At 57.6% G+C, this 14,032-nt stretch carries 9 protein-coding genes and 1 pseudogene; 9 read left to right on the top strand and 1 reads right to left on the bottom strand.

Features of this window, described 5'->3' with window-relative positions:
* Positions 1-645 precede the first annotated feature (645 nt).
* From AC0L23_RS37515 to AC0L23_RS37475, 9 genes are all read left to right on the top strand, one after another.
* Positions 646-849 (top strand): hypothetical protein, encoded by a 204-nt coding sequence (locus AC0L23_RS37515; protein ID WP_204513560.1) that lies wholly within the window; start codon positions 646-648, stop codon positions 847-849.
* A 115-nt stretch (positions 850-964) separates the two neighbouring features.
* A complete protein-coding gene (locus tag AC0L23_RS37510; protein WP_473358213.1) occupies positions 965-1,684 on the top strand; it encodes a MerR family transcriptional regulator in 720 nt (239 codons plus the stop codon).
* A gap of 648 nt (positions 1,685-2,332) precedes the next feature.
* Positions 2,333-3,445, top strand: a complete 1,113-nt coding sequence (locus AC0L23_RS37505) for a branched-chain amino acid ABC transporter substrate-binding protein (protein ID WP_473358212.1) — start codon at positions 2,333-2,335, stop codon at positions 3,443-3,445.
* Positions 3,446-4,118: 673 nt separating this feature from the next.
* The gene (gene hisC / locus AC0L23_RS37500) at positions 4,119-5,195 is read left to right on the top strand and encodes a histidinol-phosphate transaminase (protein ID WP_473358217.1); all 1,077 of its coding nucleotides are present in this window, start codon (positions 4,119-4,121) and stop codon (positions 5,193-5,195) included.
* Positions 5,196-5,398: 203 nt separating this feature from the next.
* The gene (locus AC0L23_RS37495) at positions 5,399-6,427 is read left to right on the top strand and encodes an LLM class flavin-dependent oxidoreductase (protein ID WP_473358211.1); all 1,029 of its coding nucleotides are present in this window, start codon (positions 5,399-5,401) and stop codon (positions 6,425-6,427) included.
* A gap of 1,244 nt (positions 6,428-7,671) precedes the next feature.
* Positions 7,672-7,992, top strand: coding sequence for a hypothetical protein (locus AC0L23_RS37490; RefSeq protein ID WP_473358216.1), 321 nt, complete (start codon positions 7,672-7,674; stop codon positions 7,990-7,992).
* 1,291 nt (positions 7,993-9,283) lie between these two features.
* Positions 9,284-9,598 (top strand): hypothetical protein, encoded by a 315-nt coding sequence (locus tag AC0L23_RS37485; RefSeq protein ID WP_473358210.1) that lies wholly within the window; start codon positions 9,284-9,286, stop codon positions 9,596-9,598.
* A 233-nt stretch (positions 9,599-9,831) separates the two neighbouring features.
* Positions 9,832-9,954: a hypothetical protein gene (locus AC0L23_RS37480; RefSeq protein ID WP_473358209.1), complete on the top strand. Its 123-nt coding sequence runs from the start codon at positions 9,832-9,834 to the stop codon at positions 9,952-9,954.
* Positions 9,955-12,185: 2,231 nt separating this feature from the next.
* Positions 12,186-13,004: a transglycosylase domain-containing protein gene (locus AC0L23_RS37475; RefSeq protein WP_473358208.1), complete on the top strand. Its 819-nt coding sequence runs from the start codon at positions 12,186-12,188 to the stop codon at positions 13,002-13,004.
* Positions 13,005-13,668: 664 nt separating this feature from the next.
* Here AC0L23_RS37475 and AC0L23_RS37470 read toward each other — a convergent pair.
* Positions 13,669-13,860 (bottom strand): annotated as a pseudogene (locus AC0L23_RS37470) (response regulator transcription factor); the annotation flags it as partial.
* Positions 13,861-14,032: the final 172 nt, after the last annotated feature.

The raw sequence follows: 14,032 nt of genomic DNA, 5'->3' as shown, positions 1-14,032 counted from the left end.
GCTACCAGCAGAGCACGCCGATCAAAGGGGTCCCTTTTGGATGCCGATAGGGGGTCCCAGTCGAACGCCGATTGACAGACCTGCGCCGTTGAAGAGCAGCCGTCATCTTCCGGCACTCAAAACCTGGGCAGCGATCACGCGAGCAACGCCTTTGAGCCCACAGTGCCACAACAGGACTAGCGGACGATCGAAAAAGCTGTTAGGCGCCAAGCCCGCCACCGCGCCACGACTGGTGGTGCGACTGATCGCGATGATCAACCCAATCAACCGCACCGCGCGCCGAGGTGATAGACGTCACGGCAAGGATTGCGACTGAAAGAGAGCCATCCGATGAGATCAGTGCTGTGTCTGGGTTCGCCGTTTCGGGAGGCCGTGTCTCAGCGGGCTGTCACGCACATGCTTTCGCTTTCCTGATGATCAGGCCGCAGAATAGCCACCGCTGCTGCAGGATCAGGAGACATTGCACACTTTGGGTTAGCGCACTGTCGGGCAGAGGAAGCAAACGCCATGTTGCACAACGGCATCACGTGGACGCACCTGTCACATTCTTTCACGCACGTCGCCGCTCCGTCTCCTTTTTGCCCCACCACAGCCAAACGGCTTCGTCACGTGCGGCGCGAGTGCAATCACCAAAGGAGGTTTCTGTTGGAAACGCCGAGCGGAGTCTACGATCCGGATGATCTCGCGAGCTTGGGAAGGCTGTTCGATCAAGCGATCGCGTCTTTACCGTCATGCATGCGAACCAGCGAGAATCGCGTGGCGATCGCCAGACTGGTGATGCAACGCGCGGCGAGGGACGAATTGGCGTCGCTCGCGCACTTGATGCTTGCACTTGTCTCGGCCGCTTGAGCACCGGCATGCACTCTAACCTACTGGGGCCTGCAGCAAGAGACGCATCATCTAGATCATTGAAATAACTTGATTCTCACGTGACGTCAGGTTGTAGGCTTGCAAATTGAGGATCATGACAAACGCGATACCACGACGGCGCCGATGGCGCATTGGAGAACTTGCAGAGGCGACCGGTGTAACCGTACGCACTCTGCATCATTACGAGCATACCGGGTTATTGACGGTGTCGGAACGTACCTGTGGCGGTCACCGCATGTACGATCGGGAAAGCCTACAACGCGTCTCCCAGATTCGTGCTCTACGTGAGCTCGGCTTCTCGCTTCCTGAGATCCGCAAGGCGATCGAGGGGCGGACATCTCTCACGGACCTGTTGCGAAACCATCTGGAGCGGATTGAGCTTCAAGTCGCGCGGGCGACATTATTGCGGGATCGATTGCGCACTATGACGACGCAAGGTGAGACAGAAGTCAGTGTCGACGAGCTGCCGGCGACCCTAGATGCCATGTCGCGGATTGAGGAGCGTACCCCCTCTGCCATCTGCACGTGCGCCTCTAACGCTAGCCGCGAAGATCGGTGGCGAAAGATTCGGGACGAGCTGCGAAGCTGCATGGACCAGGGTGAGCCTCCGTGCTGCGAGCGGGCAAATGCAATCGCGCGTCAGGCCCGTTCGCTGCTGACTGAGATCGCAGGGGTTGATTCAACTGTCTCGATGATACTCAAGGTGCTGACACGATTGACCGAACCACACAATCTCGCCGGCTGGGATGCGAGCCTCATGCGATACCTCGATCTCGCCCTCGCCGCGCTGGAGGACCAGCTGGGAAAGAGTTGAGCGCACCCGTTGCGACGCCCTATTACTGAAATGTCTCTAAACCGGATGAGGTGATGGTGATCCTGTCTGACCGCGGATGGTTTGTCCCTAGCAGTCGCCTCGGACTCTGCGTTGTCGGTTGGGTGTTTCGCTCTGTCGATCTTGGCAATCAACCCCAACGAGCACGCTTCGAAGTACTTGATTCGTACGTAGCGTCACATTGTACCTTCTAAAGCATCGACGCAGCGACGGGGCGACAGACAGAGCGCCGGTTAAACCGAGGGAGACTCCAATGATCGGCATTAGTTTCGGAAGTTCTCGGTGAGAGTTCTCGACGAGAACAAGTCGATGGATGGTCGTACGCGCCTTCCAAGCGCCTCCTCGGCACACGCCTGTCGAGCACGGGAGACTGGCGAATCTACCGGGTATCAGCAGAATGTTCGATATTGGTCCTGTCAGCCCCTAGACGACCGCTTCTCCTGACCAGTGTCGGAACGTCTGCTCGTCCGTGCCCGCCCGAAGCTTATGGCCTAACCTGACAACAACCTGAGCCTATTCGTACGCAACCTGAGCTCGATCCAAACATCATTGCGCCAGATGGTTGGCCGCCGCGTCATACCAGAATGGCGAAGCAGACCAAGTCGTCTCGCGAGACACCGGGAGTCATATATGACGATCCTTCGCATTCACAGGCTTGCAGCTGCCGCGCTCCTTTCCGTGGCCCTGAGCTCGAGCGCCAGGGCAAAAGATGTTTACATTGCCATAGCGGGTCCGATGACGGGAAGCACTGCGGCGCTCGGCGCGCAGATACGCGATGGAGCGGCCGCAGCTGTGGATTCGATAAATGCTTCGGGTCTGCTGCCTGACACAAGGCTCATATTGAGAATCGCCGACGACGCATGCGATCCCAAGCAGGCTATCGCTGTTGCCAATCGCCTGACAACTGACGGAATCAAGCTCGTCGTTGGTCACTTCTGTTCATCTTCGTCGATTCCGGCTTCAGACATATACGCCGAAGCCGAGGTAATTCAGATTTCACCTGGGTCCACCAATCCCCGTCTGACAGAGCGTGGCCTAACGACCCTGTTTCGGATTTGCGGCCGCGATGACCAGCAAGGCAGAGTTGCCGCCGAATACATCGCGCGGCATCACCAAGGTGCAAAGCTCGCAGTCCTCGACGACAAGAGCACAGCAGGCAGGGGTATCGCCGATATCGTTGAATCGCGCCTTCGTGCAGCCGGCGAGCATCCCGTTCGACAAAGCTATGTTGCAGGCGAGAAGGATTATACCGCTCTCGTTTCGCGACTGAAGCGAGAGGGAATCCAGCTCGTCTATATCGGCGGCTATTACAACGAGATCGGCCTGATCGTGCGTCAAGCCGCGGAGGCGAGCGCACGTCTGACCGTGATCGCCAACGATCCGCTGATGACAACCGACTTTTGGGCCATTGCCGGCGAGGCCGCGAACGGCACGCTCTTTACCTTTATGCCGGACCCGACGAAGAATGCTGCAGGCGCAGCTGCTGTCGCCAAGCTCAAGGGTTCGAGCCTAACCGCCGCAGGTTATACGCTCTACGCTTATGCCGCGGTTCAAGCATGGGCCGACTCCGTCAAACGGGCCGGCACCTTCGATGCTATGCGGGTCGCTGCGGCCCTCCGCTCCGAGTCAATCGACACGGCTATTGGCACTGTTAGATTCGACTCCAAGGGAGACAATGCCGCTCCTGGCTTCATCGTTTACCGCTGGCGCGACAATACCGTCGAAGCGGTCGAGCAGAACTGACCGCCCGTGCCAACACCGTACGGAGCGTTCGAATGATGAACCATCCTCGATATATCGATTACGCGCTGCTCACGTGCCTCGCAATCGCCGCAGTCGCAGCATTTCTCACCCTCGCAGCAATGCTATCACATCTATCGTGCGCGTCCGCAGGGCCGCCCGAAGAGTACGTTCCCATTCGTCTGGTGCCACTGCAGTGAGCATCACATCCACATTCGTAAGGCCGACGAAGACCGGTGTCTTCTTCCAGCCAGTGAAATTGATGCCCGCCTCGCTCTCGGGAGTGAGCTGTCAGGACCTCTTTAGAACGAACGTACGTCGTGAAATGATGTCAGTCACGCGCAGTCCGTCTGCGGATTGCGCGAGTTCGAGCCAATCGTTAGCTGCGCTGTTCGGTCGAGGGACGTGGCCTTCCACCCCTTTCCTGGAAGCAGGTATTGGCTCGGAAAACGCGGTGCGACGCCTGATCCGTGCTGATCGCCTTCGGACCTTGAGACGGAGTCTGATCCGGTACGGCCCTTAGAGCCAAGTCCGCCTCCCAACACTCACATTCACGCGGGCCTCGCGCTTCTCGGGTCCGAACAAAGCGCACGCGCCCACGTAGGCTCGCCGAACGCCCTCAACTACTGTCGTCGACAAAAAGGGAGACACCACTTTGGATGCAAAGTTGCAGACTATGCTTTCCGCGCTCTCGCCGGTGGCTCGGGAATTGAATGCTCTACCGTCCGGGCGGCCCACCACCGACAACAATTGCGTGAAACTAAACACGAACGAGAACCCCTTTCCTTTGCCAGGCGTCGTGATGCGAAGCGCAATTGCAGCTCTCGAGCTCCAATACCGCTATCCAGAAGACGACAATTTCAGCTTGAGGCAAGCGGCCGCAGCTGCCTATGGCATTGCAACTGATCGCGTGATGGCTGGCAATGGATCGTCTGAACTGCTCAGCCTCATTTACAGAGCCTTTCTTGCCCCGGGCGACGACGTTGCAATGATGTCGCCGGGTTTTTCATTCAATCGCAAGCTTGCCATGTTGCAAGGGGCCCGCTTCATTGAAATTCCCTGGTCTGAACCGGACTGCTTGCCGATGGACGAGCTGCTTTTCGGTGCGGCTAAACAGGCCAAGTTCATTCTACTGGCCAATCCGAACAATCCGACCGGAACCTTTGTTCCGCTCGCTGAGATCGAACGCCTCGTAACGCGATCTGACCGATTGATCGTACTGGACGAAGCTTACGTCGATTTCGCACCTGAGGACGGCCTACGCCTCGTTGAGCGCCACTCGAATCTGCTGGTCCTGCGCACTTTTTCCAAGAGCTATTCCGCCGCTGGCATTCGCGTCGGCTTCGGTTTCGGCCATCCCGAGCTGATCGGGCGGCTTCGCAACATGCAGAATGTTTTCAACATGAATGTGGTCGCTCACGCCGTGGGGATGAGCGTCCTTGCGCATCGCGACGCCTATGAGGAGAACCATCGCCACGTCAGGCTTGAGCGCCAGCGCGTAGCCGCCGCCCTCTCTGAATTTGGGTTCTCTGTAACGCCTTCCCACGCGAACTTCCTCCTCGCCCGTGTGCCGGTGGGCCAGGGTGGCAGATGGTGGCAGGCGGCGTTGCAAGACCAGAGAGTCCTTGTTGCCTTCTTTCCGGATGCCGGCCTGGAAGAGTGCATTCGGGTTAGCATCGGTACAAAGCGCCAGATGGATGCGTTTCTTGCAGCCGTCGGCAGCATTCTTAGGAAAGTGGGATGTCTTGGCTAGTGGTCCGTTCCACCCATGTCAAAGATCTCCGTCGCAATCGATCCGGACCCACACATGATGCAGCTTCGCGACGCAGCCCTAAGTCCGTTTTTCTCCAGTCGCCGCATTACGACCCTTGTGAACGGCTTCGCAACATCATCGAGCGCCTCTTGCACTCCCGAAACCCGGCGGACTCCGGTCCTCTCTATATAGGAGATAACTGAGTGAGAAACGTTGTTCCCTCAAACCTGACCTGCGGCATCTTTGATCATCTTGACGAGGACGGCCGCGATATCACCCGGCAGTACGCTGACCGCCTTACCCTAGCGGAGGCCTACGACCGGCTCGGTTTCTATGCCTATCATCTGGCGGAGCATCATTGCACTCCGCATGGACTGGGTCCGTCGCCGAATTTGTTTCTGTCAAGCGTCATACAGCGCACACGGCGACTTCGCGTCGGTCCTTTGGTCATGCTGCTCAACCTCTATCACCCGCTGCGTGCATTCGAGGAGATCTGCATGTTGGATCACCTGAGCGGCGGCAGGGTTGAGGTCGGCCTTGGTCGCGGCTCTCTGCCGATCGAACTGAGCTATTTTGGCGTTGGAGCCGATGTCGCCTCGAGCCGTTACGAGGAAGCTTCTCAAATCTTCGTTGGCGCGATGAATGGCGGCCCCCTCACATACGAAGGGCAGCATTTTGCGCTGAGCGACGTCCCTTTGACGCTTTCACCTCACCAGCATCCTTGTCCCCCGACGTGGATTGCGACAAATCGGCCAGATTCAGCCCGCTGGGCTGCGACAATTGGCGCCAATCTCGCGTGCATGGGCCCCTCTTCTGCCGTTCGCAAGATAACCGATGTCTATCGCGCTAATCGAGAGGCGAAGGGTGTTGCCAGCGGCGCAGCATCATTTCTCGCGTTGCTCCGCATGGTCGTAATTGCCAGCTCTGAAGCAGTCGCCCGCTCCCTCGCGACGCCAGCCTACGAAACATGGCTCAAGAACTTTAAGTTCCTGTACGACCTCAATGACATCCCGCCTCCGTCCAACCTGCCCCTGACATTGGATGCCGCAATTCAGAGTGAACTGTGCGTTGTCGGCACGCGCGCTTCGGTGCGCCAAACTCTTCTCGATCATGTGGAAGAAGCAGGCGCCAACTATCTCCTTTGTCAGGTCGCCTTCGGATCTCTGTCACTGGATGCCTGCCTCAACACAGCAACTGCGATTCACTCCGAGCTCATAGCGGCCGAGCACTGATGGTGACCCCAACTACGATTCCATAGGTTCGCTCTTGACCTAGCAACAAATGGCAACGCCAAGGCCGATGAGTCCCGCAGCTGGATGCATCGTTCAGGCCACTCTTACGGTTCAAGTGTCTTTGACGCGCATGAGATCCTTTCAACTACATCACCAGACAGGACGCTTAACGGCAGTAGACGGCCTGACTCTCATGTTCCGTACGTTGGTATTGCCCCAACAGCGGCTCGCTTGGACAGGTGAGTTAGCTCACGCCGATCCCGCTTTAGCGCGCCAGTTCGCCGATCGCGTTCGACACGAATCCAAGGTGTGGCTTATCGCCCGAGCGAGCCGCTCGTGACGCGGTCCCGGCAGCGCTCCGACCAGACGGAGGAGATCGCGCGTAAACTTGAGATCGTGCTCGCGGAGTTGGCTTCGCTGCGCATTCTGCTGGCTGCGCACGGCATTAGCACCCCTCCACTTCTGCGTACGGACTACCTCTCTGTTCAACGGTTCGCAGCGATGAACCACATAAGCCCCGAAGCTGTGCTCTCTCGGATTCGCCGCGGCAAGTTGCGCGCGGAGAAGCGTGGTGGCCGCTGGTGGGTGAAATGCACGGTTTGCACAGCATAGCCGTGCAGTGATGAGAAGAGTAAGAGAGACGGACTCCGAGATACGGATCCGGCACAAGGAAACGGCATGTGCGTTTAAGCAGCCGATGGAGAGGCAACAATCGATCGAGCTCAAGGTAGCGCGCGACCGACACACCATCGCGCCAGATCGGGAGGCTTGATCTCGATGCGCTCATGCAATCACAAGCGCGAGGGCGCGCCGAGCGGCGGGAGATCGAATGACCACCTTTGCGTGACCGGGTTCAGTCAGTCAATTTCGCCCGATTAACAGAGCGATCCCAGTGAACAAGCGGAGAAGCATAGAGCCTGGCGGGAGAAGTCCAACTCCGATGCGCGCTGGCCGAATTGTGGCAATCAGAACTACCCTCGATGTCGGTCTTGGAAGTGAGCCCGCGCATGCGCCCCAATGCGGCCGCGGGGAGCAGGGGAAAAATAAATGCCTTTGCTCGCAAATCGCACGGTTTGCGAGCTCCCTTGAGCAGGCGGCGTCACACGCCCGCGAGGCGTAGCAGGAAAATTGTATCCCAGTCACTGCGTTTCAGCAGGCGGCTGGCGCGACGGTGCCAAGCGGAGGCACATCTGATTTCGCTGGGATGGTCGCGAGAATATGGGCGGAGAAGGAGATGGTCCGTGATGTCGCCAAGACTGATGTCAGTCCTCGGTTCGTTGGTAGCAGCCGAGCGCATGTTTTGGAAACTGCGAGAATTGATCGATGGCGACAGCTTGATCTTACCTGATGTTCGAGAGACGCTTCATGTAATGCTAGACGCGAAGCTTGTTTTCGCAAAGCATAAGATTATGAGCGACGCGCGCGCCGCGATCGACGCGACTCCTGATTTGTCGCAGGCGGTTCGCGACCGAGCATACAGGTCGCTCGATTCTGCAACGAAAATGTTCTTGACCAGCGAACCGCGCCGCACTCAGGATCCTCTTGGCCGAGATGTCAGAGGATGAATGCGGCATCCCTTGCACTGCGATGCGGCCGCCTGCGGCTGCACCGACGCAATAGTCCAGGCGTCGTAACAGCACGCCGACTGCGCAGTGAGATCTCTAGTCTCGTCCACGTTTACAGTTCCGACGGAAGGTCCTCTCCGTTGCGGCCCGGGGCGGTGGGGCAATGCCGCCGGCAGAATCGAAGATCTCTGACAACCACAGGTATCAGCACTAACGAACGGCGCTTCCTGCAACGATCATGGCGTGGGCTGTTCCGCGCATCGACAGGATGTGCCGGGCTCGCCCACACTGCTGCTGCCGGCCACCTCGAGTGAGAATGCATTTTGGTTGGAGCGGGACTTGAATCGGACGTAGCGTCACGTTGTAGGAACGAGGGAGAAGCCGCCTAGCGGCGGCCAACTAGTCAACCACCGATGGCGGGGGTGTGACGCACCACATCAAATCATCCTCTGGTTTACACATCGAGATGACAACAGCACTCCTTTTTCTCACTAGCATCTTCTTCGGCGGCTTTGGATTAGGCTACGCTGCGCGCAGCTGGCGTTCTCGCAAACGACTTGAACGCGCCCGGCATTATGGCGCTCTCTGTCGTTCCGGAACTTCTGCTCCGCCGCCGCTCCGAGCTCCCGCACGCCGTGGCTCCTAACGCTGCATTCGGCTTTGCTCAAACAAGGAAACTGCCAATCCGCCAGGCGAGTGCGAACGCCCTCCATCGCCAGTTTGTCAGTGCAGACTCGCACGGCAGAGCAAAGGCACGCGCGCTCGCGTGGAAACAGTCTCAAGAACACCGTGGAACGTGAGATTGATCGCCGATTTTGACCCGCCACTTCTGCGCCGACGATCGCGAGTCGGCCATTCCCCGATCATCGGATCGCCGGCGGAGAATACGGCGGACAAGCACACCTGTGTGATCTTAACATATGCGTGGAAGCTACTGCCCAAGCGAATTCCAATCAGCGCCGGCGCGAACCGTGGAGAAGACATGATTGGCACGCCCACTTGAACTGAATGCCGCGACGAGCACCATCGCGGCAGCGCCGACAAGGAGCCCCTTTCACTCTCCTTCGGCATCTACAGCGCTTCGATGCTCCCCTCCGTACTGGACGAGAAGAGGGCCCCAGAACCCTTGCATGACCTCGAATTTCATCTCGCGTGCAACGCCGGCATTCGCGGTGACGGATGCTTTTTGGCCGGACTCGCTTCTGAACTCGCCTACCTAACCTGAGAGGTTTCGAAGGTGAGGCTTCCTTCGTAGAACTCGATCCGCGATAGACAGTACAGCGGATCCATCATGAAGCGTGACGAGCGCCTCGTCGAAATCCTTGAGAATAGCGCGTGTTTTGATGATGAGGCATGGGAGGTTTGGGCACAGTGCCTCTCACCCACTGAGCGGCTGGCGTATATTCGCAAGCATCGCTCTCACTTCCGGTTTGCAGACTACGAAGAAGTGATAGCTGTTGTACGCGGCCGGCGCTTCACCGGCTGCTCACCGCAACTCCTTCAATGGCGTCACAACATACGAGCGACGACGTTGCAAAGCGCTTTGCTCTTCTGCATTGCGGTGTGGCTTGGCATCATCTGGCTTGCGCTGTCCTTTATCCGCTGAGATCAGCAGCCCGCTTTTCGTCCACATGTTGGCTGGCTATGCTCGCATCCGACCGAGCATTGGGGCGCAGTTGGAGATGACCTGAAAAGCAGACGGTTTGCGCAGCGATCTGTTCGAACATTGCTTTATGCGCAACTGTTTCGAAGCTCGTACAGCAATTCACGTGGACGTTGTTCAGACGCAAGAGAGTCGGGGCACTCCAGGGATGAGACCAGAAACGAACGAGGAGTTGCTTGCCTAGCATTGTGGCGCTTCACGCGGTGGCGCCCGCATTCGGCGCGGATGTGCCTGGGCTGGCCGTCCAGCGTCTCTACACCAAGCCTCCGCAGCCCGTCACGGCTGCGATCTACGAATAGAGCAGCTACTATGTCGAAATGGACGCGGGCTTCGGCTCAAGCTCGAACTGCTGGGATTACTTGGCGGCACACCCGAGGGCTGCCATGATGCGGTAGCCGGAAGGTGGGCGGCCAGATCGGTTATCGATGGCACAAGGGCCAGATCGTGCTGGGTATTGAAGCCCAGGGGAAGTGGGCTGATTTGAGCGGTTCAATCACAGCATCGCATTTACCGCAATCACATCAAGATTCATGCGTTCGGTCAGGTCACGGGGCAGATTGGCGATGCTTTCGACAACGTACTACTTTACGCTGGAGGCGGGACCGCATTCACGAGCAACACCTATCAGATCATCTCGCCCCTCACAGGCGCGCAGGTTGCGAACAGTGATGTTCTTTGGGGCGGCGTGTTGGGGGATCGAGGATGGCTTCGCACCTAACTGGTCGGTTGGGAGTACGACCACCGGTTCATTCAGCCCCGCATGCAGAACTTCAGCCAGTCGTTTGGTGGGCCGATCGCATCCGCCATGATTTCGATGTTGTTGTGATTGCACGGCTTCGACTACAAGTTCGGCGGTCCGATTTTCCTCAAGTATTGATCATCCTTCAAACGGCGGATCGAAAGCTCGGCCCTAGGCCGGGTTTTTAATCTGTTAGTCTGGTGCACAGGAGCCTTACACTGTCTTATGCGTTCCGGCAGCCGCCTTTGCTGCGACGCTGGCGCATCCTAGAGTTCAAAGGTCATTGACCCACGAGACTCTAGATACATAGCTCGCGCTCTTTAGCTAGATCTACGCGAGCAAATCCGAACGTTGTGTCGGATGCTTAATCTGTAACCGGTTAGAACCTGGTCCGCGAAGATCCTCACACGTCCATAGACGGTATCGCAGATCCAAACATGATCGCCAGCCTTGATGGAAAGCGCGGGACCGACTGCTGAGCGACATCATTCCTGACAGCGCGCCTGAAAGTCAGTCATCGGATTTCCAGCATTTTCTAGTGAGCCAGCGCTGGTCCCGTGACTGGATTAAGGGCTGGCCCAGATTCGCCGGCTGCGGATTAGCCCTCAATCGTCGGTCGTCTGAGCAGGGGCAGACTTTTTGTCCGCAACAGAAGGTCCATTTCCGCAATTCGCCCCGTGCATTAAATCCCGGGCGATATTGATGCGGACTGAGACCGTTCTTAGGGGCTTCGCAGGATGGCTCTTCTTTTCGAGATTTATTGAACGCTCTCAATCGGCTGCAATCTCAAACTTTTCAGTTGAAAGGCGGTCACGGCTTTCCGCGGTTTAGCGGCCGATTACGGCAGCGACGCCGGAGTTATGCACCTTCTCTGGCTCACCGGACATATGCAAGGGCGCTAGGCCGTGTGCTCCCTACTTACAAAACCGAGCACCTGCCTAATCGAGAGCTGGTCTCCTGACAGAGTGTCCCGCGTGATCCCGATCGGTGATCCTCCCTCATGTCCGCTTAACGGACTTGAATCGCACCTACCGTCAGGTTGTACCAACTATCAGTTCGATTCGCCGCAGAGTCATTGCCTGCCTGCGCCGTGATTCCTACACAGCACATTTGCGCTCTGTGAGGCGCGCCGGAGATGAATATTTCCTGATGGTGGCATTCGTGGTTTTCGCCTTGATCTTTGTCGCCGGCTCTTGCGCCGGCTATGCCGTCCACAGCTGGCGTTGTCGAACGCGCCGAGAGCGTGAGAGGCTTGATTTAACGCGTGCCAACTCCGTTGGTCTTGCGAGACTGCCATTCAAAGTCCCCGGATTCGCGAGCATTCATATACCCAAACCGATAACTTCAGCCGTGATGCCGCCTAGTCACGCTCGCTCGAGCAACCCGCGTGCTGGCAACCGGTATCGGATGTTGCAGACTCAAGGTCTCGAGAATAGCGCGTGAGAGCTGCATAAGGACCCGCGGTCCCCTCCCACCTGCGGGATTGGTGACCTCATGGCCTCGGGAAGGTGCAGCTGACGCGCGATTCGTAAGGGTTACTTTGCAGCGTAGCGGCAGCGTCTCGCGCCTCTAGAATTGCTGGGCGCTCCGCAGAACCTTTTCTTCACGGCGCCGTCACTGGAACGAACTATGAGGAAAAACGGAGCGCCATGCCGACAGCGGAACGCCTTTCCGACGCGAACTCCCGATAGATGAAAGAAGCAGGTGAGTCAGATGATGCCGCGAAGCCGGACGCCGGCGATCCAAGAACGTATAGTGGCCAGAGCCAGTCGTATCCGCCCAATTGGCGCTATGTTTACAGAGCTGACGCGGGGTGCGCGGCTTGCTGGCCGATCGTTACGTTGGGGAATCGTCGAGCCGCTCTCGGAAGCTCTAACGTTCGGGCTCCTCGGCCTGATACTGTCATTTGTCGTGGCGATCCCGGCTTTTCACGAAACCGCGGATCAGGATCGGGGCGACGACTTTGCTCGCACAGTCTTTCTGCCAGAATGCCGGACGAGTCCGAGCAGCGCTTGCACGACGTATGACACGATTGCACTGAAAGAGCTTCCGGAGGTCTTAGTCAAAGCGACGCTTGCAACTCAGGATCATCGGTTCTACAGCCATTTCGGTATGGGCCTTGCCGCTATCGCCCGTTCACTCCATGCCAGGCCAGAGACAGAGGGCGTACACCCGTCGATTAGCCAGCAGGTTGCTAGAATGCTATTCCCATCAAATGGACGAATTTTCGAGGACAAAATTCACGAAGGACTTACCGCTATTTGGCTCGAATTTCGCCTCACGAAGGATCAGATCCTACAGATCTATTTGAACCGGGTGCGGATTGGAGCCGGCATATTCGGCGTCAGAGATGCGGCACGGCTCTATTTCCAAAAACGGGTTCAGGATATCGACCTTAGCGAAGCGGCCATGCTGGCTGGCCTCGTAAATTTTCCGCTCGATCAAGTTTCGCACATTGCTGTTGGGACTGCGCGACAGCGTGCAAGCCTGGTTCTCGAAAAGCTCGTGGAGACTGGATCCATGACTGATGACCAGGTGTTTGGCGCAAAGCACTGTCCGGCACGCCTGATATTCACCCCCGAGGAGGGCCCACTGAAGAGTGCAAAGTGACGTTATTTAGCTGGTCGCCCTTCAAAGCGGTGCGTCATGTCGTTGCAGCTTTAACGAACGTCTCTACGAAGCTTCGCTGCATCACTAGCGCGGTGAGGAGGCGATGGATCGCGTTTGCATCTTTCAACACACCCGAGCTCCCGCACGAAGCGTTTGCTGTGCTGTGTACTAGGACAACCCGACGCGCTTTTTTGACCAGGGATTAGATCCCACCCGGGGCGATGGCGCCAACAATATCCGCCAGTTATGCCCGTGGGCAGACGCGGCTGATCTTTGCCGCACGATTAGCGCTGTACGGCCGTCACACGGTGTCCGCCGCGATCGGAGCCGCAGAGCATCGGGCTTTTTGCGCAAAAGCAATTCGTCGCGGCGGGATCGTTTGACACGACGTTCCCAACAGGGTTCTTGCCGAAGGCCCAATCGTTGATTGCCTGCGACCATTAGGGGCTGCCTTCGCGGGCAGCTTCACCGCCTACGAGCCCGCGGCTGGGTCTAATCGCAGGCATTGAAGTGCAGAGGGCCGCGATGAAGTGGAGCAATCTCATCCAGGAGCGCCACTTCGGTCGCGCAAGAGGATATTTGGTAGCGGGATCGGAATGTAACGGAGTAGTCCTAGGACCTGACGCTGGACGTCGGTTGGATCGCAGCAGCGCCCGCTCATAGTTCAAATAAGCTCACGGCGGCGCGCCTTTACAACACACTGGATTCGGCTGGTCACTTCCAGCTTTCGCATCGCATTCTTAAGGTGAAAATTGACCGTATTCTCACTAACTTTCAATATCACCCCGATTTCCCACGAAGATTTTCCCTCCTCTACCCACCGCAAGCACTCTTTTTCTCGCGCGGACAGCACCACGTCTTGCACATCGACCATGTGTTCCTCCTGAGCCGAGACGACTTCGGAAGGAGATCAGCAAATGCCGTACCACCCGACGCGATCGCACATCTTCCTACCAACACAAGCTTTCAGAAAGAACCGATCAGCCTGGGAACGTGGCGATTGCGGTAAGCGTTGAAGACGCGACATA

It is taken from the genome of Bradyrhizobium sp. MI1.4, assembly GCF_055811315.1.
Note: the sequence above shows the minus strand (reverse complement) of the source record. Positions and strands in the feature narration are given on the sequence as shown.

Bases quoted from the DNA above. Each gene is read 5' to 3' on its own strand.
- AC0L23_RS37510 (WP_473358213.1), top strand. From the start codon at position 965: ATGACAAACGCGATACCACGACGGCGCCGATGGCGCATTGGAGAACTT.
- AC0L23_RS37505 (WP_473358212.1), top strand. From the start codon at position 2,333: ATGACGATCCTTCGCATTCACAGGCTTGCAGCTGCCGCGCTCCTTTCC.
- hisC (WP_473358217.1), top strand. From the start codon at position 4,119: ATGCTTTCCGCGCTCTCGCCGGTGGCTCGGGAATTGAATGCTCTACCG.
- AC0L23_RS37490 (WP_473358216.1), top strand. From the start codon at position 7,672: ATGTCGCCAAGACTGATGTCAGTCCTCGGTTCGTTGGTAGCAGCCGAG.
- AC0L23_RS37485 (WP_473358210.1), top strand. From the start codon at position 9,284: ATGAAGCGTGACGAGCGCCTCGTCGAAATCCTTGAGAATAGCGCGTGT.
- AC0L23_RS37475 (WP_473358208.1), top strand. From the start codon at position 12,186: ATGTTTACAGAGCTGACGCGGGGTGCGCGGCTTGCTGGCCGATCGTTA.